General features: G+C 55.5%; 16 protein-coding genes. 10 read left to right on the top strand and 6 right to left on the bottom strand.

Annotated elements, in window-relative coordinates:
- Positions 1-64: 64 nt before the first annotated feature.
- Both IEW06_RS15310 and IEW06_RS15305 read right to left on the bottom strand, forming a co-directional pair.
- Positions 65-640, bottom strand: a complete 576-nt coding sequence (locus IEW06_RS15310) for a fasciclin domain-containing protein (RefSeq protein WP_187731930.1) — start codon at positions 638-640, stop codon at positions 65-67.
- 201 nt (positions 641-841) lie between these two features.
- A complete protein-coding gene (locus IEW06_RS15305) occupies positions 842-1,954 on the bottom strand; it encodes a porin (RefSeq protein ID WP_188548538.1) in 1,113 nt (370 codons plus the stop codon).
- Between the two features lie 209 nt (positions 1,955-2,163).
- Here IEW06_RS15305 and IEW06_RS15300 point away from each other — a divergent pair, with 209 nt between their 5' ends.
- The 4 genes from IEW06_RS15300 to IEW06_RS15285 all read left to right on the top strand — a co-directional run bounded on the left by IEW06_RS15300 (position 2,164) and on the right by IEW06_RS15285 (position 7,840).
- On the top strand, positions 2,164-3,345 hold the full coding sequence (locus IEW06_RS15300; protein ID WP_187731932.1) for a GNAT family N-acetyltransferase: 1,182 nt from the start codon (positions 2,164-2,166) through the stop codon (positions 3,343-3,345).
- 112 nt (positions 3,346-3,457) lie between these two features.
- Positions 3,458-4,258 carry a DUF547 domain-containing protein gene (locus IEW06_RS15295; RefSeq protein ID WP_187731933.1) on the top strand — a complete coding sequence of 267 codons (801 nt, stop codon included), beginning with the start codon at positions 3,458-3,460 and terminating at the stop codon, positions 4,256-4,258.
- 337 nt (positions 4,259-4,595) lie between these two features.
- Positions 4,596-5,213: a DUF4136 domain-containing protein gene (locus IEW06_RS15290; protein ID WP_187731934.1), complete on the top strand. Its 618-nt coding sequence runs from the start codon at positions 4,596-4,598 to the stop codon at positions 5,211-5,213.
- Positions 5,214-5,425: 212 nt separating this feature from the next.
- Positions 5,426-7,840 carry an endonuclease MutS2 gene (locus IEW06_RS15285; protein WP_187731935.1) on the top strand — a complete coding sequence of 805 codons (2,415 nt, stop codon included), beginning with the start codon at positions 5,426-5,428 and terminating at the stop codon, positions 7,838-7,840.
- Positions 7,841-7,902: 62 nt separating this feature from the next.
- Here the strand turns inward: IEW06_RS15285 and murB are convergent, their stop codons facing one another.
- Positions 7,903-8,937, bottom strand: coding sequence for a UDP-N-acetylmuramate dehydrogenase (gene murB / locus IEW06_RS15280; protein WP_187731936.1), 1,035 nt, complete (start codon positions 8,935-8,937; stop codon positions 7,903-7,905).
- An 87-nt stretch (positions 8,938-9,024) separates the two neighbouring features.
- On the bottom strand, positions 9,025-10,449 hold the full coding sequence (locus IEW06_RS15275) for a sugar MFS transporter (protein WP_187731937.1): 1,425 nt from the start codon (positions 10,447-10,449) through the stop codon (positions 9,025-9,027).
- 463 nt (positions 10,450-10,912) lie between these two features.
- Between IEW06_RS15275 and IEW06_RS15270 the strand changes: the two genes are divergently transcribed.
- Together IEW06_RS15270 and IEW06_RS15265 are read left to right on the top strand one after the other, a co-directional pair.
- Positions 10,913-12,097 (top strand): THUMP domain-containing class I SAM-dependent RNA methyltransferase, encoded by a 1,185-nt coding sequence (locus IEW06_RS15270; RefSeq protein ID WP_187731938.1) that lies wholly within the window; start codon positions 10,913-10,915, stop codon positions 12,095-12,097.
- Positions 12,098-12,296: 199 nt separating this feature from the next.
- Positions 12,297-14,159: an alpha-amylase family glycosyl hydrolase gene (locus IEW06_RS15265; RefSeq protein ID WP_187731939.1), complete on the top strand. Its 1,863-nt coding sequence runs from the start codon at positions 12,297-12,299 to the stop codon at positions 14,157-14,159.
- A 127-nt stretch (positions 14,160-14,286) separates the two neighbouring features.
- Here the strand turns inward: IEW06_RS15265 and IEW06_RS15260 are convergent, their stop codons facing one another.
- Positions 14,287-14,640, bottom strand: coding sequence for a four-helix bundle copper-binding protein (locus IEW06_RS15260; RefSeq protein ID WP_187731940.1), 354 nt, complete (start codon positions 14,638-14,640; stop codon positions 14,287-14,289).
- A gap of 292 nt (positions 14,641-14,932) precedes the next feature.
- On the opposite strand from IEW06_RS15260, the gene recQ reads away from it, so the two are divergent.
- Entirely contained in the window at positions 14,933-17,176 is a 2,244-nt protein-coding gene (gene recQ, locus IEW06_RS15255; RefSeq protein ID WP_188548537.1) for a DNA helicase RecQ, read from the top strand.
- A 227-nt stretch (positions 17,177-17,403) separates the two neighbouring features.
- Entirely contained in the window at positions 17,404-18,207 is an 804-nt protein-coding gene (locus IEW06_RS15250; RefSeq protein WP_187731941.1) for a LexA family transcriptional regulator, read from the top strand.
- A gap of 111 nt (positions 18,208-18,318) precedes the next feature.
- Here the strand turns inward: IEW06_RS15250 and IEW06_RS15245 are convergent, their stop codons facing one another.
- The gene (locus tag IEW06_RS15245; RefSeq protein ID WP_188548536.1) at positions 18,319-18,816 is read right to left on the bottom strand and encodes a peptide deformylase; all 498 of its coding nucleotides are present in this window, start codon (positions 18,814-18,816) and stop codon (positions 18,319-18,321) included.
- 168 nt (positions 18,817-18,984) lie between these two features.
- On the opposite strand from IEW06_RS15245, the gene IEW06_RS15240 reads away from it, so the two are divergent.
- Positions 18,985-19,704 carry a pirin family protein gene (locus IEW06_RS15240; RefSeq protein WP_187731942.1) on the top strand — a complete coding sequence of 240 codons (720 nt, stop codon included), beginning with the start codon at positions 18,985-18,987 and terminating at the stop codon, positions 19,702-19,704.
- Between the two features lie 198 nt (positions 19,705-19,902).
- Positions 19,903-21,360: an erythromycin esterase family protein gene (locus tag IEW06_RS15235; protein ID WP_229743140.1), complete on the top strand. Its 1,458-nt coding sequence runs from the start codon at positions 19,903-19,905 to the stop codon at positions 21,358-21,360.
- Positions 21,361-21,368 lie beyond the last annotated feature (8 nt).

The raw sequence follows: 21,368 nt of genomic DNA, 5'->3' as shown, positions 1-21,368 counted from the left end.
GGGCCTTTCCATATGAGGAAAGGCCCTTTTTGTATGCTGTAAATAAGCGGAATGCAAGGGAAGCCTACTTAGGCAGCATCACTTTGTCGATGACGTGAATTACGCCATTGCTTTGCATTACGTCGTAGGTAGAGATGGTAGAAGTATTGCCCGATTCGTCCATCAGGACTACGTTTTTGGGCCCATTCATGGTAGCTTTCAAGGTGCCGCCGCTTACTGTTTTGAGTGTCGCAGTGCCTTTGCCGGCCTTGATGGCAGCCATGATTTTGTCGGCGGTCATGCTGCCGGCTACCACGTGGTAAGTCAGAACTTTGCTTAGCTGAGCCTTATTTTCTGGCTTCAGCAGCGACTCGACTGTGCCAGCGGGTAGGTTTTCGAAGGCATCATTCACTGGAGCAAATACGGTAAAAGGACCCTTGCCCTGCAGCGTTTCAACCAAGCCGGCAGCTTTTACAGCGGCTACAAGCGTGGTGTGGTCGGCAGAATTAAGAGCATTGGCAACAATGTTTTTGCTAGGAAGCATAGCCTGGCCACCTACCATTATATTGGCCATAGCCATCTGGGCCTGGGCGTGAGCCGATTGCACTGTTGCGGTACCAATTAGGCAAAAAAGGGCAATAGAAAGCTTTTTGCGTTTCATGCTTTAGGATGAATTGAAGGTGGGTTTTTGAGGTTGATGGCATTTACGCCCCAACTATGGCAACCGGATTTACCCAAAGCAGAAATATTTTACTTCGCCTATCTACTTTCTGTCAATTCATTCGAAATGAGCCTGTTTCGGCTTTCAAAATAACTGATGCACCTGCGCATCCAATCACTTTACATGCTTGCAACCAAACAGCTAAAAGGAAATAGCTATGGAGGAAGTGAGATTCGCATACCCGCTGACCAGGCGTTTGGAGGAGCGCAAAAAGGTTGGATCGGCGGCCTGGAGCGTGCGGCCTTCCAACCGAACCAACACCTGAGGGCTGGGCGCATAATCCAGATTGAGCGAGCCCCCAGCTACCAAAACATCAGAATCGGTAGGAGCCGGCGCTATGGATGCAATAATGACCCCATGAGCGGCTGCGTAGTATTCGGCTCGGGCGGCCATGGCCCAGGCATCGTTGAATTGGTAGCGCGCCAGTATTGCCGCCGTGTGCCAGGTATCGTAACCGGTGCTCTGGGGGGCTTTTTCTTGCTTGCCTACGTCGAAAACGACCGCTAAGCTAACCTGTGAGATAGGGGTGTAGCGTAAGTAAAAATCATGAAAAAAACGAGGGCGGCGTACGGAGTCGGTAGGCTGCTCATTGCCCAAAAAGGTGCTGGAATTCAGCAGTAGCTTGTCGTTGATTTGCCACTGAACTTGTGTGCCAAATGCTTTGCTGCGGTTGTTTTCGCGGATGTTCTGCCACCCGTTGAGTACCAAGCCGGTGAGCGTAAGTTGGGGGGCAAATTCGTAGGTGAAACGTACGCCGGCTTCGTAGTAGGGCGAGTTCTCGGCCATAAGCGAACGGGTCAGCGTCCAGTTGTCCTTACTCACGGCCGATTCAAAGCCCAGGTGTGACGTGAAAATGCCAGCGTCAATCCAGGCGTGTTCAAAAGGCCGAAACCCAGCGTAGGCCTCGTAGATATGCTTGAGAACAGGATCTTCGGCCGCGTAGTTGGCCGCTACATACGTGCCCGCATGCAGGCCAAAAGCCCCCCGAACCCGAAGGTTTTGATAGCGCACGCCCAGCAAGGCGTTATTCACCGCAAACTCGTTTTGACGGTCGTGTGAGTAGAGAAACGATGGTCGGTCGGGGGTAGGTGGTTGGGGGACATCGTAGCCATGATAAGCATCCAAGAAGCCGTAGAACGTGAGCGGATTAGGTGCTGAATGGGCTGAATCAGGAGCGGCTACTGACGTTTGAGCCAGCACCAGCTTCATAGGTAGCAGGCTCAAAAAGCCAAAGAGCAGAAGCTGAAATTTCATGGCGAAGCGAAGGCGCAGGATAAGCTGCGGTGGATGCAATCGAGATATAATAAAGAAGTTCTCTACGGATGAATGGCTTTTCCTGCCTGAACTCAGGCAGGAAAAGCCATTCTGATTTTGGCTCATTCGAAACAATGTTGCCTGGAGGAGCTAAATTTGACACCTTCGTGCTATTCCAAAAGTAGCCGCTCACTTCAATTTCTAACTCCTTGACTGCTCCGCTACACCTCATTGAAGTTTCGACGCCCGAGCACGCCCGCGAGTTTCGGGAGTTTCCGGTGCGCCTCTACCGCTCCGACCCCAACTACATTCGCCCTCTCGACAAGGATATTGAGCAAGTATTCGATACTAAGAAGAATAAGTATTTCCGGGCCGGCGAGCTTACGCGCTGGTTGTTGCAGAATGCTCAGAGCCAGACGATTGGGCGCGTAGCAGCCTTCATCAATAAGCGCACGGCCAAGACTTTCGAGCAGCCCACCGGCGGCATGGGATTTTTTGAGTGCATCGATGATCAGACGGCGGCCAACACGCTATTCGATGCTTGCCGCACTTGGCTCGCTGAGCGTGGCATGGAAGCCATGGACGGCCCCATCAACTTCGGCGACCGTGACCAGTGGTGGGGCCTGCTCATCGATAATTTTGGCGCCCCGCTTTACGGGCAGAATTACAATCCACCTTACTATCGGCGGTTGCTCGAAACCTATGGCTTTCAGGTGTACTTCGAGCAGTTTACTTACTTCCGGAAGGTAGGCGATCCGCTCACGCCAGAATATCAGGAAAAGGCACAACGGATGCTGCTGCATAACTCAAAGTATAGCTTTGAGCATCTTCGGTTAAAAGAGCTAGAGAAGTACGCCGAGGACTTTCGAATTGTGTACAACCAGGCGTGGGTGAAGCACGATGGCGTGAAAGAAATGCGCCCCGAGCAGTCGCGCAGCATTATGAATAAGTTGCGCCCCGTAATTGACGAAAAAGGCTGTTGGTTTGCGTATTACGAAGGCCAGCCAGTGGGTTTTTTTATTGCTTTGCCCGAATTGAATGAGCTTTTTCGGCACGTAAACGGCAACTTAAATTGGTGGGGCAAGCTCAAATTTGCCTACCACCGCTGGCGTGGCTCGGTGCGCACGCTCACCGGCATCGCCTTTGGTATTGCGCCCGCGCACCAGCGCCGCGGCGTAGAAGCTGCCATGGTGCTGGCTGTTGCTAAAGTAGTGCAGGACCGCAGCAAAGTGCAGTACGAGGACTTTGTGATGAACTGGATCGGCGACTTCAACCCCCGCATGATGGCCGTAGCCCAGCAAATCGGCGGCCGAATCTGGCGCACCCACGCAACATTCCGCTACTTGTTCGACCGCGAAAAAGAGTTTAAGCGCGCCCCAATCATTCGGTGATGTTGTGCAAAGCTTAGTTAAGATTATACAGTAAAAAAGCCCCCCATATCTGTTGGGGGGCTTTTTTCGTAGGTTCATGCATTCTCCTAAAGTTCTCTCACTTTCGTCACTCATGCGAGTTCTGATCCGACAGGCCGTATTCGGTTTGCTGCTGTCTGCTGCTGCCTGCCAAACCGGCTGCGCCTACGTACGCTATTTCACGCCGCTTACTCTTACCTCCAAAAACAGCCGGCCCGTGAATCACGCGCCGTGGGATGCGCTGCTGAAAAAGCACGTCGATGCGCAGGGCATGGTTAATTATACTGCTTTTCAGGCTGATAGCACGGCGCTTAATACGTATCTGGTAACGCTCAGCGACAATGTGCCGAACAATACCTGGAGCGAACAGGAGCGCCTGGCTTACTGGCTGAATGCCTATAACGCGTTCACCATTCAGCGCGTCATCAGGGCGTATCCACTTAAAAGCATTCGGGATTTGGGCGGGAGCCTGACGCTGGTAAACACCGTTTGGGATCAGCCTTTCATCCGCCTTGGCAACGAAAAGCATACGCTCAACGACATCGAGCAACGCATTATCCGCAAGAAGTTTGAGGAGCCGCGCATTCACTTTGCCCTGGTGTGCGCCGCCATGTCGTGCCCCAGGCTGCGCAACGAAGCCTACATAGCCTCCCGTCTCAACGAGCAGCTTGATGATCAGGCCACTAACTTTATCAACGACCCCACCAAGAACAAACTCACGCCCGCCGACAAGCCCGAAGTTTCGAGCATCTTCAACTTCTATCCCAGAGACTTTGCTCAGGGTGACAACACCATTCAAAAGACCATAAACCGCTACGCAACGCAGAAGATTAACCCAGACGCTACACTGAGTTATTTGACCTATGACTGGTCGGTGAATGAGCAGAGGAAGTAACGCCCTATCCTGTCGATCCACCATACAAAAGCCCCCCAGATTTTTCTGGGGGGCTTTTGTATATGTTGTGAGAGCGATTTATGAAAAATAAAGTCGAAAAACAGGTTGAAAAATAAGGTTAAAATAATGTAATGGGAAGCTGGCTAATGCCATTATACAAGCGAGTCACCTAAGAATAGGTATAATTTGTTAGTGCTCTTAAGAAGCTTTTTGGCGGCGTAAACCGGAGTAAAAAGTAACCTCAAGTGTATGTTGTCGTAGAATTAAGTAGTTACTAATAAATGCATTACATAAACCATAAATGCATTATATAAACCCGGCTTCAATATAAACCGCTATGAAAACTGTTCGATCAATTTTGCCCATTCTAGCTTTTGCCTTATTTGCTACGGGCTGTGCCCAACAATCCGCTGTAACCGTTGGCAGTGACCAACGCGGCGATACTAACGCCACTGCTAGAGCTGTCGTCAATACCTCCGCCTCCGCCGACGCTCCCGATTTTGATGAGTATAAGACCTACTCTTGGGCCAGCCAAATAACCGATCCGCAAAACAGCGTTTATTTTCTCAATGATCTGCTTTTCAAGGTTATGGTACGCGATGCTGTCGAGCACGAAATGGTTAGCCGAGGCTACACTTACCAACCTACGGGCGGCGACCTAGTGGTTAATTTCCGCACCTTCGATGAACCCGTGGAAATTACGAGCAACTCTAATCTGGGTAATACTTACTGGGCCACTACTGAGCCCTACGCCTACAATGCACAGAACAAAGTAACCCTCGATAAGGGCAGTATTCTGGTACAGATGGTGGACCGGGAAAAGGGCGTGCAAGTATGGCAAGGCTACGCGTCTGGCCTTACCGATGGCAACCTCTTTAATAAGAATAAAGACAAGGTATACGTGGCTGTAGGTCAGATTTTTAACGAGTACAACCATCGCGCGCCCAGCCTGTAAGCGCACCCATAACACTGCTAACAAGCCGGAATATTTATTCCGGCTTTTTTATGCCGCATAATGAGGTGTAAACCCCCGGAGAATAGAACAGGCACGTAGCAGCATATTTCTTTTACTGGCTATACTGCATTTTGCGAATCTTTCTGCCGTCCGCAGATGTTTATCTTCGCATCCTATTCTTAACCTACTAGACGGCAACTGCTGCTTTTTCTTTGCTATTACCTTCCAATTTCGAACATAAAATAGGCTTTGCGCAGCTGCGCGAAATGCTGGATTCCTTGTGTCTGAGCGCTTTAGGTCGGCATTTTGTGGCCAAGATGCAGTTCCAGACCAAGCACGAACAGCTCCAGAAGCTGCTGCTTCAGGCCGATGAGTTCCGCGTCCTGCTCCAGTCGGGCGCCGACTTCCCCAGCCAGCACTACCACGATGTGCACCCGCACCTAGTGCGCGCCAGCATTCCCGGCGCCTACCTGGAGGTGACGGCTTTTTTTGCCGTTAAAATGAGTCTGCGCACCATTCGGCAGGCCCTTACTTTCTTCACCCACGCTGAAGAAACGCTGTATCCAACCCTGCGCCTACTGGGCATTGGGGTGCAGGTAGACCGTAACTTGCTGCTGGCCCTGGACAAAGTAGTGGACGACGAAGGCCAGGTGCGCGATAACGCTTCACCGCTGCTCATGCAGCTCAAGCAGGAGCTGATTGCCCGCCAGGGCCAGCTACGCAAGCAGATTGCTGGCATCCTGCGCCACGCCAAAACCGAAGGCTGGATACCCGGCGACGCCGAGCCCACCATTCGGGGCGGACGCCTCGTGCTGCCCGTCATTGCCGAGCATAAGCGCCGGGTGAAAGGCTTAATTCACGACGAGTCGGCCTCGGGCCAGACGGTGTACATTGAGCCGGAAGCGGTTTTTGAGTTAAACAACGACATCAAAGACCTCGAAAATGCTTACCAGCGCGAACTGATCCGCATTCTCACCCAGCTCACTGACCAGCTGCGACCTCACATCCCGGACTTGCGCAAAGCCTATCAGTACCTGGGCTTGCTGGATTTTATTCGGGCTAAAGCCTTGTTGGCCAACCGTCTGGAAGCGTCGTTGCCGACCTTGCATCCGCGTCCGCTGATCAAGTGGCAGAAGGTGCGCCACCCATTGCTCTACCTCACGTTTCGGGAGCAGCCCAAGGAGACGCGCCGGGAGGTGGTGCCCTTAAGCATCGACCTGAATCCTGACCAGCGCATTCTGTTGATCTCGGGGCCGAACGCGGGGGGCAAATCGGTGGCCATGAAAACTGTGGGTTTGGTGCAGTACATGCTACAATGTGGCCTGCTCATTCCGGCCGGCGACGGCTCCGAAGCGGGCGTATTCGAAGATATTTTCCTGGATATTGGCGACGAGCAAAGCCTGGAGAATGACTTGAGTACGTATTCGTCGCATTTGCTGAATATGAAGCAGTTCCTGCTTTTTGCCGGCAAGAAAAGCCTTGTGCTCATCGACGAATTTGGTACCGGCACCGAGCCTGCCTTGGGCGGCGCCATTGCTGAAGCCGTGCTCGATCAGCTCAATCGCGCCCGCAGCTACGGCGTGATTACGACCCACTACACCAACCTGAAAAACTACGCCGAGCGCTCGCCCGGCATCGTGAACGGGGCTATGCGCTACGACCCGGAGCGTTTGCAGCCGCTGTATCGATTGGAAATTGGCAAACCGGGCTCTTCCTTTGCCATCGAAATTGCCCGTAAAATTGGCTTGCCGGCTCAACTCGTGGAGCGCGCTACCCAGCTTGTAGGCAAAGACAAAATCCGCTACGACCGTTTGCTGGAAGGTCTGGAAAAGGAAAAAGCTGACCTGGAGCTGCGCACCGCCGAAGCCGAAAAGCAGGAGCGTCGCCTCAAAAAAGCCGCCCAGGAATATCAGGACCTCAAGCGCCACCTCGAAGACACCCGCCTCGACGTATTGCGCGATGCGAAAGCCAAAGCCAAGCTGCTGCTCAAGGATACGAATCAGCAAATTGAGGCTACCATTCAGGAAATTCGCACGGCTCAGGCCGATAAGGAGCAAACCAAGCAGGCCCGCCAGAAGCTGGACGACTACGTAAAACTGGAGCTGCAAATCGAGCCCCCCAAAGCTCGCCCGACCCGCGAAACTGCCGATGCCGCCACCCTCAAGGCCGGCGACAAAGTGGCGTTAATCGGGCAGGATGGCTACGGGGAAATCATGAGCGTGAAAGGCAAAACGGCGGAGGTATCGTTTGGTGGAATGAAAACCATCGTCAAGGTTTCTCAGCTCGAGAAGCTGGGCCGCGCCGAAATCAAGGAGCGCGAGAAGAAAGCGGAGCGAAATGCCCCCCAAAGCTCCGGCATGGACATGACCGGCCGCATGGCCAACTTCAGCCCCAACCTCGACCTGCGCGGGGAGCGGGCCGAAGACGCCCTGCAAAAAGTCATGGCCTTCGTGGACGACGCGGTGATGCTCGGCATTCCTGAAATCAAGTTTGTGCACGGCCGCGGCAACGGTATTCTCCGCCAAATAACCCGCGACTACCTGCGCTCCGTGCGCTCCGTGGCCAGCGTAGCCGACGAGCACGCCGAACGCGGCGGTGATGGGGCCACGGTGGCAGTGCTGAAGTAGCCATCTGCTTATGTAAGAACGACCAGCTCCCCTCCTCCGCGGAGGAGGGGAGCTGGTCGTTCTTACATAATATTCACCTCCGGGTGCAGCTCCACGCCGAATTTCTCCCGCACCGAAGCAATAATCTCATGAGCCAGATCCCGAATATTTGCCCCCTGCGCGCCGCCGTGATTTACTAATACTAAGGCTTGATTCTCATGCACGCCGTGGGGGCCGAAGCGGCGGCCTTTCCAGCCGCACTGCTCGATCAACCAGGCAGCGGGCACTTTCACGCCGCCGGGCACGGGGTAGCCGGGCAGGTCGGGGTACTGAGCTTTCAGCTCGTCGAATCGGTGCTGGGAGAGTTCGGGGTTCTTGAAAAAGCTGCCGGCATTGCCGATTTGAGCTGGGTCGGGGAGCTTGCTGCGGCGGATGCGGATGACGGCCTCGCTCACGTCTTGGGGCGTGGGGTCAGACTCGATGCCCATATCGGCGAGGGTGGTGCGCAGGGCGCCGTAGCTGATGTTGAGCCGGTGCTGACGCTGGAGCCGCAGCACCACGCTCGTTACGATAAACTGATTTTTAAGTGGACCCTTGAATACGCTTTCGCGGTAGCCGAAGCCGCACTCCTCGCGGGTAAACGTGCGCAGGCGGCCGGTGCTGATTTCCAGGGCTTCCAGGTGGTCGAAGGTGTCTTGCAACTCGGCCCCGTAGGCGCCGATATTCTGCAAGGGCGCCGCGCCCACCGTCCCCGGAATCAGCGACAAGTTTTCGATGCCGCTCAGGTTTTGCTGCAAGCTGTACTGCACCATGCCGTGCCACGATTCGCCGGCGCCGGCGCGCACCAGAGCGGTGCCGGCGTCTTCATCCTGGGCAATAACTTCGAGGCCTGCTATCTCATTTTTGAGCACTACGCCGTTGAAATCCTGAGTGAAAAGCAGGTTGCTGCCGCCGCCCAGAATAAGTTTTTCGGCCTGCTGCACTTCGGGCAATGCCAGCAAAGCGCGCAATTCGTCTACGCTGCGGAAGCGGGCAAACAAGCGCGCCTTGACGTCGATGCCGAAGGTATTGTAGGGGCGGAGTGAAACGTCGTGTTCGAGAAGGGAGGCCGAAGACATAGGGAAAGCAAAAAGGTAATGCTGCAGTAAAAGTAGCGCCGCGGCCGCGAAAAAAGCCCCCCAGCAGCGATTCACGGCCCCAAATAACTACCGCACCCGGTAGCCGCTTGCCGCATAGTACAGCAGATACGCGTAGCAGAGCGCGGGCACCACGAAAGCCACGCGCAGTCCGCCGCCGTCGGTAGCCAGCCAGCCCATGAGGGGTGGAATAATAGCTCCGCCCACGATGGCCATGATCAGGTAGGATGAGCCTTGCTTGGTGAATTGGCCTAACCCCTTGATTGCTAGAGGGAAAATAACAGGCCACATGATAGAGTTGCAAAGTCCGCAGAGCACAATCAGCCACAAAGCGGCTTCGCCAGTTGTTAAAATAGAAGCCACGACCAGCGCCACGCCAGCCGCGCACACGGCTATCAGCATGCCACGGTTGTTGAAGCGCAGCAAAAGTGGAATTCCCACCAATCGACCTACCAGCGAGCCAAACCAGTAAGACGAAACCAGTACCGCGCCCACCGCTTTTGTAAAGCCCCCCGAAGTGTCGATAGGAGCAGGCTCTTGGCCAAAAAATACCAAGGCATAATTAGTAGCGACATTCAGCCCTTGCACCAGACTTTGGGTGAAGTCGCTAAGCTGCTGGATTCCCTGCGACTCGCCATAGCGAATAAGGAATGAGCCCAAGCCAACCTCCACGCCCACGTACACGAAGATAGCCACGACGCCTAAGGCTAGATGCGGAAACCCTAAGGCATTTTTCCTAGGGGTTACTTTTAACTGTCCATCCTCACTCCACTTCGCACCTTTAACCGCTTCTTCGGCCGGCAAGCTTTCGATTTCGGGTAGTTTTAACAAGAAGAACACCCCGGCCAGAACCATCAGGAAAGCTGCCAAGCCCAGGTACGGGCCCTTCACCAGTTGGGCTTCCTGATCTAAACGCTGCGCTACGGGTAGGGCCGCCAACTGGGCCTTCAGGGCCACTGAGCCGCCGAATAAAATCAACCCGCCAACCAGCGGCGACAAGGCGCCCCCGAAGTTGTTGGCTACTCCTACAATGCTCACCCGTGCCGCGGCATTGCGCGCCGGCCCTAATACCGAAACGTACGGGTTGGCCGCCACTTGCAGCAACGTGATGCCAGCACCTAGTAATCCTAAAGCGGTGAGGAACAGCGCAAACGTGCGCGAATTGGCTGCCGGCACGAACAGCAGGGCTCCGCATGCCATCACCAGCAAACCCAGCACAATTCCATTCTTATACCCCAGCCGCTTCAGCACAAAGCCCGCCGGCAGCGACATTAGAAAATACGCCCCAAAAAAAGCCGATTGCACTAACGACGACTGCAAGTCCGTGAGCTGGCACACGTCCTTGAGGTAGGGCATGAGCACGTCGTTGAAATTGGTGACGGCCCCAAACAGGAAAAACAGGGCCGTCATGGCCATCATGGGCACGACGAAGCTGCGGGTAGTATCGGCCGCGCCGGTGGCGGTGGGAGAGGAGGAAGTAGTAGGAGCAGCCATTGCGGGCAGAAAGGGAAAAGTTGTGGGCCTTAAAGATAGAAATAGTGTGCGAAGCACGAAGGAAGATGCTAGAACGACCAGCTCCCCTCCTCAGCTAAGGAGGAGATGCCGTGCCGCCGGCGCGGCTGGGGTGGTGCCACCGGAGGGGCTCGTTGCTGATGTTGTTTGTGTGTTTAGAAAGGCGGCCCTGCTAGGGTATTCGCTGTTTAAAAGGCCGTCATGCAGAGCGCAGCGAAGCATCTCGCGTGCTGATGAGAGATTACTAATCTCACTACCGCGAGCGAGATGCTTCGCTCCGCTCTGCATGACGGCCTTTATTATCCTTCCTTCAAACAGCTAAACCACGCCCGCAACCACCCCAGCCCCCGCTGCGCGGTGGCGTCCCCTCCTTGGTAGGGAGGAGAGTTGTTGTTCTGTCTGGCTTTTGCCGACCTTTGCCTTTCACCACCTAAAAAAGCCACCCATGGCCGAAAACCGCCGCGACGAACCCTTTTTCATGACGGCTACCACGCAGTTTGGCCTCGAAGACGTGCTGACCCAGGAGCTGGAGCAGCTGGGGGCCAAAATTGAGCAGGTACACAGCCGCGCAATTGAGTTTATGGGCAACAAGCAATTGCTCTACGAAGCAAACCTGTGGTGCCGCACGGCCATGCGCATTCTCAAGCCCTTCGCCGCCTTCTATGCTCCCGACGAAAAAGCCCTGTACCGCGAAGTAGGCCGCGTCGATTGGAGCCGCTACATCCGGCCCGATCAAACCTTTGCCATTACGGCGGTGGTCAATAAATCCACGTTTGAGCACTCGCTGTTTGTGGCCCAGCTCACCAAGGATGCCATCGTGGACCAGTTTCGCGACCGTACCGGCTCACGGCCCAGCGTGGACGTGAACAAGCCCGATATCCGCCTGCATCTGCACATGCTGGACAACGAAGTGACCTTGTCGCTCGACGCCTCGGGCGAGTCGCTGCACCGGCGCGGGTACCGGCAGCAGACGAATGCGGCCCCGCTCAACGAAGTGCTGGCGGCTGGCCTGTTGCTGCTCACCGGCTGGGATGGTAAGAAGACGCTTATTGACCCTATGTGCGGGTCGGGCACCATCCTGACCGAAGCAGCGCTCATTGCCCAGCGCATCGCGCCCGGCCTGTATCACCAAGGCAAATTCGGCTTCGAGAATTGGCCCGACTTCGACCTTGCCCTCTGGGAATCGGTGCAGCTCGACGCCCGCAACGCCCAGATTGAGGAGCCGCAAGCCTACATCGGCGGCTCCGATATTTCACCCGAGTTTCTGGAGCTAGCCCGCCAGAACGTGGAAGCTGCTGGCCTTGAAGATTATATCCGGCTGGCCGTGCGCGACATGCGCGAAGCCAAAGCGCCCAAAGGCGACCCCGGCCTCGTAATTATGAATCCGCCCTACGGGGAGCGAATAGGAGAAGAGGAGCAAATGGCCGAGCTCTACAAAATGATCGGTGACACGCTCAAATCGAATTTCCAAGGCTACGACGCCTATATATTCACCGGCAATCTGGATGCAGCCAAACGCGTGGGCCTGAAAGCCTCTCGCCGCATCCCGCTCTTCAACGGCCCCATTGACTGCCGCTTACTTAAGTATGAACTCTACCAAGGTTCACGTAGAGTAGCCCGGCCCGAGTAAATGATTCAATTATAAGCAAAACAGTAGACCGTCATGCAGAGCGCAGCGAAGCATCTCGCGTGTTTATCAAGATTAGTAATCCAAAGACCGCACGCGAGATGCTTCGCTGCGCTCTGCATGGCGGTCTACTGTTTTGCTTATAATTGTTTGTAATCACAGCACACCCCGGTCCTTTCAACCCACAATCCCACCTTCCAACATGAAAAAACTCTATTCAAAGCTGCTCTTGCTGGTGCTGCTCCTGCCCCTGTGGGCCGTGGCGCAAACGCCGGCTATCCAACGTGTAAACCCCACCAACTGGTGGGTAGGTATGAAGGAGCCGAAGCTACAGCTTCTGGTGTACGGCCCCAATGCCGGCACCCTGACCTATAGCGTTAACTACCCAGGCGTTAAGCTGGTGAAAACCAACACCGTCGAAAACCCGAATTACGCGTTTCTGGACCTGACTATTGTCGGTTCCGCTAAGCCTGGCACCGTTCAGATCGTCGGCAAAAAAGGCCCCCAGACCGTAACACAGACCTGGGAATTGAAAGCCCGCGATAACTCGCCAAAAGGCCAGGGCGTCACGCAGGCAGACTTTATCTATTTGGCCATGCCCGACCGCTTTGCCAACGGCGACCCGAGCAACGACAAGTTTGCCGACATGCGCGACCCCAACCACGACCGGAGCAACGGCTTCCTGCGGCACGGCGGCGACCTGGCGGGGGCTGCGCAGCGCCTGCCGTATCTCAAAGACCTGGGTGTCACGGCCGTGTGGTTTACGCCCGTCATCGAAAACAACCAGCCGCTAACCAATGAAGGCGGCACTATGCGCGCCTCTTACCACGGCTACGGCTTCACGGATCATTACAACGTGGACCGCCGCCTGGGGGGCAATTCGGCCTACAAATCCTTTGTCGATAAGGCTCATGCGGCCGGTATGAAAGTGGTGCAAGATGCTGTGTATAACCACATTGGTAATACCCACTGGTTTATTCAGGATCTGCCCATGAAAAGCTGGCTGCACCAATGGCCGAGCTACACCAACACGTCTTACCGGCAGCAGCCCATCACCGACCCGTATTCTTCCCAGATTGACCGGAAAGTGACGCTCGATGGCTGGTTTGTGCCCTTTCTGCCTGACCTGAACCAGGAAAACCCTTATGTGGCAAACTTCCTGATTCAGCACGCCATCTGGTCGGTGGAGAACTTCGGGGTGGATGCCTGGCGCATTGATACCTATATGTATAACGACCAGCCATTTATGAACCGCTGCAACGCGGCTCTGCTCGCGGAGTATCCGCGCATTCACATCTTCGGGGAGTCGTCGGTGAACAACGTGGTGGATCAGGCGTACTACGTGCGCAACAACATCGACTTCAAGTTCAAGTCGAACCAGCCGGGCGCCCTCGACTTCGTGCTGGAAGGCGCTATGGTTGAAGGCCTGAAGCACGACGGCAGCCCCCAGCGCATGTACGAAGCGCTGGCGCAAGACGCAGTGTATCAGGATCCAGGCAAGTTTGTGACCTTCCTCGATAACCACGACCACGACCGGTTCCTGTCGGTGATGGGCGACGATTACGACAAGTACAAAATGGGTCTGACCTGGCTGCTTACTACTCGCGGCATCCCATCTATGTACTACGGCACCGAGATTCTGATGAAGAACCTAAAAAACCCCACGGATGCGGAAGTACGCAAGGACTTCCCCGGCGGCTGGCCCGGCGACAAGCAGGATAAATTCACGGCTGCCGGCCGCACAGCCAAGGAAAACGAAGCCTTCCAATTCGTGCGTACCCTAGCCACCTACCGCCGCGACCACCCCGTGCTGCACTCCGGCAAGCTCATGCAGTATCTGCCCCAGGATGGCCTCTATGTGTACTTCCGCTACGACGACAAGGGTACAGTGATGGTGGCCACCAACGCCACCGATAAGCCCGTATCGATGCCCACGGCGCGCTTCTCGGAGCGCATGACCGGCTTCACCAAGGCCCGCAACGTGCTCACGAATGAAGCGGTGAGCGATCTGAAAACGTTGAGTCTGCCCGCCAAAACGGCCGTGGTACTGGAGCTTGTGAGGTAACCAAAAAGCATGTTGTCATCCTGACAAAGGAAGGACCTTATCGCAGTTCAACGAGTCGTTGTTCTACTGTGATAAGGTCCTTCCTTCGTCAGGATGACAGCCGATTTACATAGCCTTTTAGCTAATGCTATCCTGCATAGCTCTTGCAGGCTTCCACGCAGGCGCGGCAGGCGGCGGCACACTGCTGGCAGTGGTCATGATCATGTTTGCCGCACTCGTCGGCGCACTTCTGGCAAATTTCAATGCACTCGCGCATGACGTGCTGGGCGTGAGCGGAGCCGCGGGCAATGAAGGCGGCAGTGAGGCGGCAGATATCGGCGCAGTCGCGGTCGAGGCGAATACAGGGCACCATCATCTGGATATTTTCTTCGCTCAGGCAAGCGTCAGAGCACATTTCGCAGGCGGCGATGCAGCGGCTGAGGGCGTCAAGCGCGGCTTGAGCATTTTGGTTTTGGGTGGCGTAGGTGCGGGACTGATTCATGATGAATAGAATTAAAGAGTGAAACAATAGGTACTCCCTATACTTACGGGACAGCTGCTGCAAGAGGACGTGTAGGATTGGGATTAAGATGTATACAATCCTGCTTTAGCGCACGAAAAGCCCCCCAGGCAGCACCCACTGCCCTAATAAGACAAGGCGGCACTTTGCGCCAAGGTGTAGCTGTTACCAACTGCCAGTCTTTCCCGAAACGCAGTGCCGATTCATGAAACCCAAGGCGTTTTATCCGGCGTGTTGCCTTTCAACTACCGCTTAGCTAGCGTATTTTTACAGAATGTTATTTGCCCCCCAAACCTATTCGCCGACTCTGGAATCTGCTCGAAAAGCCTTAAAGCAATACTACGGTTACGACTCGTTTCGCCCTATGCAAGAGGATATTATCTCTTCTATTCTAGGCGGGCGCGATACGGTAGTGCTGATGCCGACGGGGGGCGGTAAGTCGGTGTGCTTTCAGGTGCCGGCCGTAGTGAGCGAGGGCGTATGCGTGGTTGTATCACCGCTGATTGCCTTGATGAAAGATCAGGTGGAGGCGCTGAAGGCCAACGGAATTGCGGCGGCGGGCATCAACAGCAGCATCGGGCAGAGCGAGCAGAACAACATCGGGGCGGCGTGCATGAGCGGCTATCTCAAGCTGCTGTACGTGAGCCCCGAGAAGCTGCTTTCGCCGGGCTTTCTACAATTTCTACAGCGCCTCAAAATCAGCATGTTTGCCATCGACGAGGCGCACTGCATCTCGTCCTGGGGCCACGATTTCCGGCCCGAGTACACCCAGCTGCGGCTCTTGCGCGAGCAGTTTCCGCAGGTGCCCATCATTGCCCTTACCGCCACCGCCGACCGCCTCACCCAGCGCGATATCCAGCAGCAGTTGCGCCTGAGCGAACCTCAGGTTTTCACCGCCAGCTTCGACCGGCCCAACCTCAACCTCATCGTGCGGCCGGGCCAGGACCGCGTGGGGGGCATTTTGGAGTTCCTGGACCGTCATCCTGACCAGCCCGGCATCATCTACTGCCTCTCGCGCAAGCAGTGCGAAACCCTCTCACAGAAGCTGATAGCGAAAGGGTACCGCGCTGGCCACTACCACGCCGGCATGACGCCCAATCAGCGCTCGGCGGTGCAGGAAGGCTTTTTGAAGGACGACTTGCAGGTGATTATCGCCACCATCGCCTTCGGTATGGGCATCGATAAGAGCAACGTGCGCTGGGTGATTCACTATAATCTGCCCAAAAATATCGAGGGCTATTACCAGGAAATCGGGCGCGCCGGCCGTGATGGTACCGATGCCACGGCCGTACTTTTTTACAGCTTCAGCGACGTGATGAGCCTGCGGGAGATGCTGACCAAGGACAACCCGAACCTTACCCAGCTCAACCTAACCAAGCTTGAGCGCATGCAGCAGTTTGCGGAAGCCGCCAGCTGTCGGCGCAAAATTCTGCTCAACTACTTCGGCGAAACCCTGGCCACTGACTGCGGCAACTGCGACATCTGCCGCAACCCGCCCACCACCTTCGATGGCACGCTCATCGCCCAAAAAGCGCTGTCGGCGGTGGTCAGGATGCGGGAGCGGGCCAGCATTGGTCTGCTCATCGACGTGCTGCGCGGCATGCGCAACCAGGCCGTGCTCAGCGGCGGGTACGACCAGATAAAAACCTACGGCGCCGGCGCCGATCTGCCTTACCTGGATTGGTACAGCTACGTGCACCAGATGCTCAATGACGGCCTGCTTTATATTGCCTACGAGGAAGGCTACGCGCTGAAAATCACGGAGCTGGGCAAGGAAGTACTGCAAGGCCAGCGCCAGCTGCCGCTCAAGCAATTCAAGCCCGCTGAGAAAGCCGAAAAAACCACCCGAGTCAGCCGCAAAGCCGCCCAGGCCGCTACCAAGCCGACGGACGCTACGGCCAAGCTATTCGAGCGCCTGCGGCAGCTGCGCAAGCGCATTGCCGATGAGCAGAACGTGCCGCCCTACGTGGTGTTTACGGATGCGACGCTGGAAGAAATGGCTGCCGAGAAACCCGTTTCGCGGGTGGCCATGCTGGCTATTTCGGGCGTGGGCATGAAGAAGTTTGAAACCTACGGCGAGGCCTTTATCAAGGAGATTCTCGAGCATCGGGGTGGGGGCGCACCCGACGCGAGCAACGCTGTGTACGCGGATATTTCGGAGGGACTGGAAGAAATGCCCCCCACGCCCGCCCCGCGCAAGCGCGAGGTAGGCGACACTCACGAAACAACGTTTCAGCTGCACCGGGTAGGGCTGAGCGTGGAAGCCATTGCCGAGCGGCGCAACCTGAGCACCGGCACCGTGCGCGCCCACATCGAAACGCTCTACGCCAAGGGCTACCAGATTCGGCTGGAGGAGTTTCTGACGATGGACGAATTTGCTGAAATCCAGACCGCCCGCGACCAGCTCGGCGGCGAGCCGCTGCTACGCGACCTGTTTGACCACCTGCGCGAAAAGCACGACTATTTTAAGCTGCGCCTGGCCGTGCATTATCAGAAACGGCTGCGCGGAGAAGCATAACGGCTAAAAAAGCCCCCCAGAGCTACTCTGGGGGACTTTTTTATAAAAAATTACCCAGGCGAAGTGCACTAATAATGGGCGCCGAACTAAGCGTAACTTTTCTATTAAGAATCTAGCAATTTCAAAAAAATAATAGCTAATTGAATTAGTAAAGCTGCTTGCTTGTTGCTAATTTCACGAGCCGGTAATGTTTTGATGTCGAAGCCTTTCCCGCCTCTTTTTTAGCGATGATCAATACGAACTTAAAATTCTGGCGCCGTGAGCTGGGCCTCACCCAGGCGCAAATGGCCGAGAAGCTAAGCATAAAACGCTCATTGGTAGGTGCCTACGAAGAAGGCCGAGCCGAGCCAAAGCTCACGACCCTCGTGAACATGGCCCGCCTGTTCGGCATTACGCTGGACGCGCTGGTCACCACTGACTTTAGTAAAAAGAGCGTGGCCAAAGCGGCCCTGCGCCACCTGGAGCCTTCGCTGCAAACGCCCGAGCCGCCCCGTCCCGCCGACCGCCTGCGCGTACTGGCCCTCACGGTCGATAAGGAGCAGAACGAGAATATTGAGCTGGTACCGTTGAAGGCTAGCGCCGGTTACCTCAATGGCTACGCCGATGCCGAGTTTATTGAGGAACTGCCCAAGTTCCGCCTGCCTATGCTGGGCTCGGGCGGTACCTACCGCGCCTTCGAGATTGAGGGCGACTCGATGCTGCCTATTGCCTCGGGTACCGTTATTGTGGGCCGCTACGTAGACGACTGGTTAACGCTGAAGGATGGCACGCCTTGCGTGGTAGTGAGCAATAAGGAAGGAATCGTGTTTAAGCGCGTATTCAACCGGCTCAAGCAGGGCGCTATGCTGACGCTGCACTCCGATAACCCCGTGTACTCGCCCTACGAGATTGACGTAGAAGATGTGCTCGAAATCTGGGAGGCCAAAGCCTACATCAGCAGCACGTTCCCCATTGCCGACCTCTCGCTGAACCGCCTGGCCAGCATCGTGCTGGACTTGCAGCAGCAGATGACGACGTTGAAGAAAGCATAAGCTTATCTGCACACTCAGCAACAAGAAAAGGCCCGGACCAAGTTGGTCCGGGCCTTTTCTTGTTGCTGACGCTCAATATATTAGCAACCATTTAGCTGTGGGGGCAAAATGTTAAGCAGGAGTGGGGCGCCAGCGGAATGAGTGCGGATCAATAGCGCGCATGGTGCACAAGATGCCGTCGAGGTGGTCGCACTCGTGCTGAAGCAGCTCGGAGATGCCATCCTGCACGGTCCAGCTTTGGAGTTGCCAGTGTTCATCGCGGTAGCGCACTGTTACCTGCTGATGGCGTTGTACGCGCACCAGCAGGTTTGGAAAGCTCATGCAATCGTCCCACAGCTCAAACGTGGCCGGGCTTAGGTCTACCAGCTCTGGATTGAGCAGCACAAGGGGCTGCCCGTCGAGGTGCAGGTACACGAGGCGCTTCATCACCCCAATCTGGGGGGCGGCAATGCCTCGGCCAAAATGGTAAGTGGCTCTGATATCGGCCATTACCGCGTGCAGATCGGCAACCCAGCCGGCCACCAGCGGCAGTTCGGCCTCCAGCACGGGCGCGCACTGCTCATAAAGGCGCGGGTCGCCCAGCAACACAATATCGGCTATGGTTTTCATGTCTCTAAGAAAAGGATAAGTTGCTTATTTTTAATTAATGCCTTAGGCAAGCTGCTGCGGGCTTTTTACTTATAAAAGCCCCCCAGCACCTACCGGAAGATGTGGCGCTAACTTACAACCACTTGCTCGCGTATTGCTAAGCATTGGCCATCAATCCAACATAGCCCTATGCTTACATATATCCCCGCCACCGCGCGCCACCACGCCGCACCTGTACAATGGCTCAGCAGCTACTTCCTGTTCTCCTTCGCCGATTATCACGACAAGGATAACATGCAGTTTGGCCCTTTGCGCGTGTTCAACGACGATACTATAGCGCCCAACTCCGGCTTTCCGCAGCACCCGCACTCCGATATGGAGATTATCACCTTGGTGCTCAGCGGCGAAGTAACCCACGAGGATACGATGGGCAACCGCGCCGTCATTAAGAAGGGGGAAGTGCAGCGCATGACGGCCGGCACTGGCCTGGCCCACGGGGAGCGCAACGAAACGGACGAAGAGCTGCGGATTTATCAGCTTTGGTTTATCCCGAATCAGAAAGGCTTGAGCCCCAGCTATGAGCAGAAGGATGTTGACTTTCTGGATAGCAAGAATGAGCTGATTCCGTTGGTGTCGGGGCAGAAAGTGCTGGAAGATGTGGTGTTCATGAACTCCAACTCGACTGTGTATTGGGCCAATCTGAACGCCGAAAAGACGATTACATTCAAGACCTTTCCCATTCGCAATACCTTCATTTATGTGCGGCAGGGCACTATCTACGTCAATGGCTCCGAAATCGGCCCCAGCGACCAGGCCCGCCTGAGTGATGAGCACGTAGTAGAAATTCGGGCCGAAAAGGACGCGCAGTTCATTCTGATTGATTTGCCTGCAAGCGAGGCAAATTTCTAAAATTAACAGACTACAGATCAGCAGCCGGGCTACCCTCTAGCCCGGCTTTTTTGTGCGCTTGAATCTGCTTTCAGATCGTTTTTCGCTGAGCTCTGGATGATGAGAATGCCTGCGTTCTGCAAGCGCCACAGCAACATTACTACCCCGAGAAAGGTAGAACCGCATGGTTTGACAGAGGAGTTTTTTCTAAAGAGCGTCATGAAAGTACCCCGCCCCAAGATATGGGTAGTCGCAGCTACGGTGCTTTTGTTCTTGCTGGTGATGGGCTTCGAAAACTACCTGACTACCTCCAGGCGAACTGCTTCATCAGGCTTCACGTCCGAAGGCGCGAAGCCGCTGGCGGTGCTGGCTAATCTTATCATACCTCAAAAAACAATCCGAATGGAGCTACCACACCACCCACTTCGCTCCGAGGCCGACCTGGACATATTGCTGCGCGAAATAGGCGATGCGCGCGTGGTTTTGCTCGGCGAGGCTTCGCATGGCACCGCCGAGTATTATACGTGGCGGGCGACCATCACCAAGCGCCTCATTCAGGAAAAAGGATTTGATTTCATTGCCGTAGAAGGCGAATGGGCCGATTCGTACCGGGTCAATAACTTTATAAAAGGCTCCCAGCAGGACAACGCGGCGGCCGTGCAGCTCCTGCGCCACTACAACCGCTGGCCCACCTGGATGTGGGGCAATTATGAAGTTGCTGACTTAGTAACGTGGTTAAATAATTACAACCAACAGCCCGCTGGGGGGCAAAAAGCGGGTTTCTTTGGCCTTGATGTTTATTGCCTCTGGGAAGCTCTGGAGGATATAATGCCGTATCTGGAAGGCACTAACAAAGAGGTGCTGCAAGCCGCGCAGCAGGCCCACCGCTGCTTTCAGCCCTACACCGACGATGCCCAGGCGTATGCTATGGCTGTGGCCCGCGCCTCGGATAACTGCCGCACCGAAACCAACCGCTTGTGGCGCCATATGCAGGAGCTGACCAACAACGGTGTGCCCCAAAGCGAAGAGCTGTTTGTGGCTCAGCAGCACGCCCTGGTTGCCTTGAATGGTGAGCGGTACTACCGCGCCATGGTGAGCGACAACTCCGATTCCTGGAACATCCGCGACCGGCACATGGCCGAAACCCTCGACCGCCTGCTGCAACTGCACGGCTCCGGCAGCAAGGCCATCATTTGGGAGCATAACACCCACGTCGGCGATGCTCGCTACACAGATATGGCCCAACGAGGCGAGGTAAACGTGGGCCAGCTGGCGCGCAAGGCATACGGAGAGGAAAATGTGTACATCGTGGGCTTCGGATCTTATCAAGGCTCCGTTATAGCCGCCTCGCGGTGGGGTGCGCCCATCAAAAAGATGCCGGTTCCCGCCGCGCAAGAGGGTAGCTGGGAGCAGCTGCTGCACGCCGACGGCGGCACCGATAAGCTTTTGTTTTCCAAAGATATACGCGATAATAAACGCCTTAAGCGCTCCATTGGTCATCGTGCTATTGGGGTGGTTTATAATCCAAGCCTGGAGCGTTTTGGCAACTACGTGCCATCCATCATACCACAGCGCTACGACGCCTTCATGTTCTTTGATCAAACCGAGGCGCTCCATCCATTAGATACTCCCGTGAAAGGTAACGAACCCCCGGATTTGTATCCATTCGGAACATAAGGCAAGTG

This window comes from Hymenobacter qilianensis (assembly GCF_014638675.1).
Taxonomy (GTDB): domain Bacteria; phylum Bacteroidota; class Bacteroidia; order Cytophagales; family Hymenobacteraceae; genus Hymenobacter; species Hymenobacter qilianensis.
Note: the sequence above shows the minus strand (reverse complement) of the source record. Positions and strands in the feature narration are given on the sequence as shown.

Excerpts from the sequence above, each read along its gene's own strand:
- IEW06_RS15310 (WP_187731930.1), bottom strand. The coding sequence starts at position 640 with ATGAAACGCAAAAAGCTTTCTATTGCCCTTTTTTGCCTAATTGGTACC.
- IEW06_RS15240 (WP_187731942.1), top strand. The coding sequence starts at position 18,985 with ATGCTTACATATATCCCCGCCACCGCGCGCCACCACGCCGCACCTGTA.
- IEW06_RS15260 (WP_187731940.1), bottom strand. The coding sequence starts at position 14,640 with ATGAATCAGTCCCGCACCTACGCCACCCAAAACCAAAATGCTCAAGCC.
- murB (WP_187731936.1), bottom strand. The coding sequence starts at position 8,937 with ATGTCTTCGGCCTCCCTTCTCGAACACGACGTTTCACTCCGCCCCTAC.
- IEW06_RS15290 (WP_187731934.1), top strand. The coding sequence starts at position 4,596 with ATGAAAACTGTTCGATCAATTTTGCCCATTCTAGCTTTTGCCTTATTT.
- IEW06_RS15250 (WP_187731941.1), top strand. The coding sequence starts at position 17,404 with ATGATCAATACGAACTTAAAATTCTGGCGCCGTGAGCTGGGCCTCACC.
- recQ (WP_188548537.1), top strand. The coding sequence starts at position 14,933 with ATGTTATTTGCCCCCCAAACCTATTCGCCGACTCTGGAATCTGCTCGA.
- IEW06_RS15295 (WP_187731933.1), top strand. The coding sequence starts at position 3,458 with ATGCGAGTTCTGATCCGACAGGCCGTATTCGGTTTGCTGCTGTCTGCT.
- IEW06_RS15305 (WP_188548538.1), bottom strand. The coding sequence starts at position 1,954 with ATGAAATTTCAGCTTCTGCTCTTTGGCTTTTTGAGCCTGCTACCTATG.
- IEW06_RS15270 (WP_187731938.1), top strand. The coding sequence starts at position 10,913 with ATGGCCGAAAACCGCCGCGACGAACCCTTTTTCATGACGGCTACCACG.
- IEW06_RS15245 (WP_188548536.1), bottom strand. The coding sequence starts at position 18,816 with ATGAAAACCATAGCCGATATTGTGTTGCTGGGCGACCCGCGCCTTTAT.
- IEW06_RS15265 (WP_187731939.1), top strand. The coding sequence starts at position 12,297 with ATGAAAAAACTCTATTCAAAGCTGCTCTTGCTGGTGCTGCTCCTGCCC.
- IEW06_RS15275 (WP_187731937.1), bottom strand. The coding sequence starts at position 10,449 with ATGGCTGCTCCTACTACTTCCTCCTCTCCCACCGCCACCGGCGCGGCC.
- IEW06_RS15235 (WP_229743140.1), top strand. The coding sequence starts at position 19,903 with ATGAAAGTACCCCGCCCCAAGATATGGGTAGTCGCAGCTACGGTGCTT.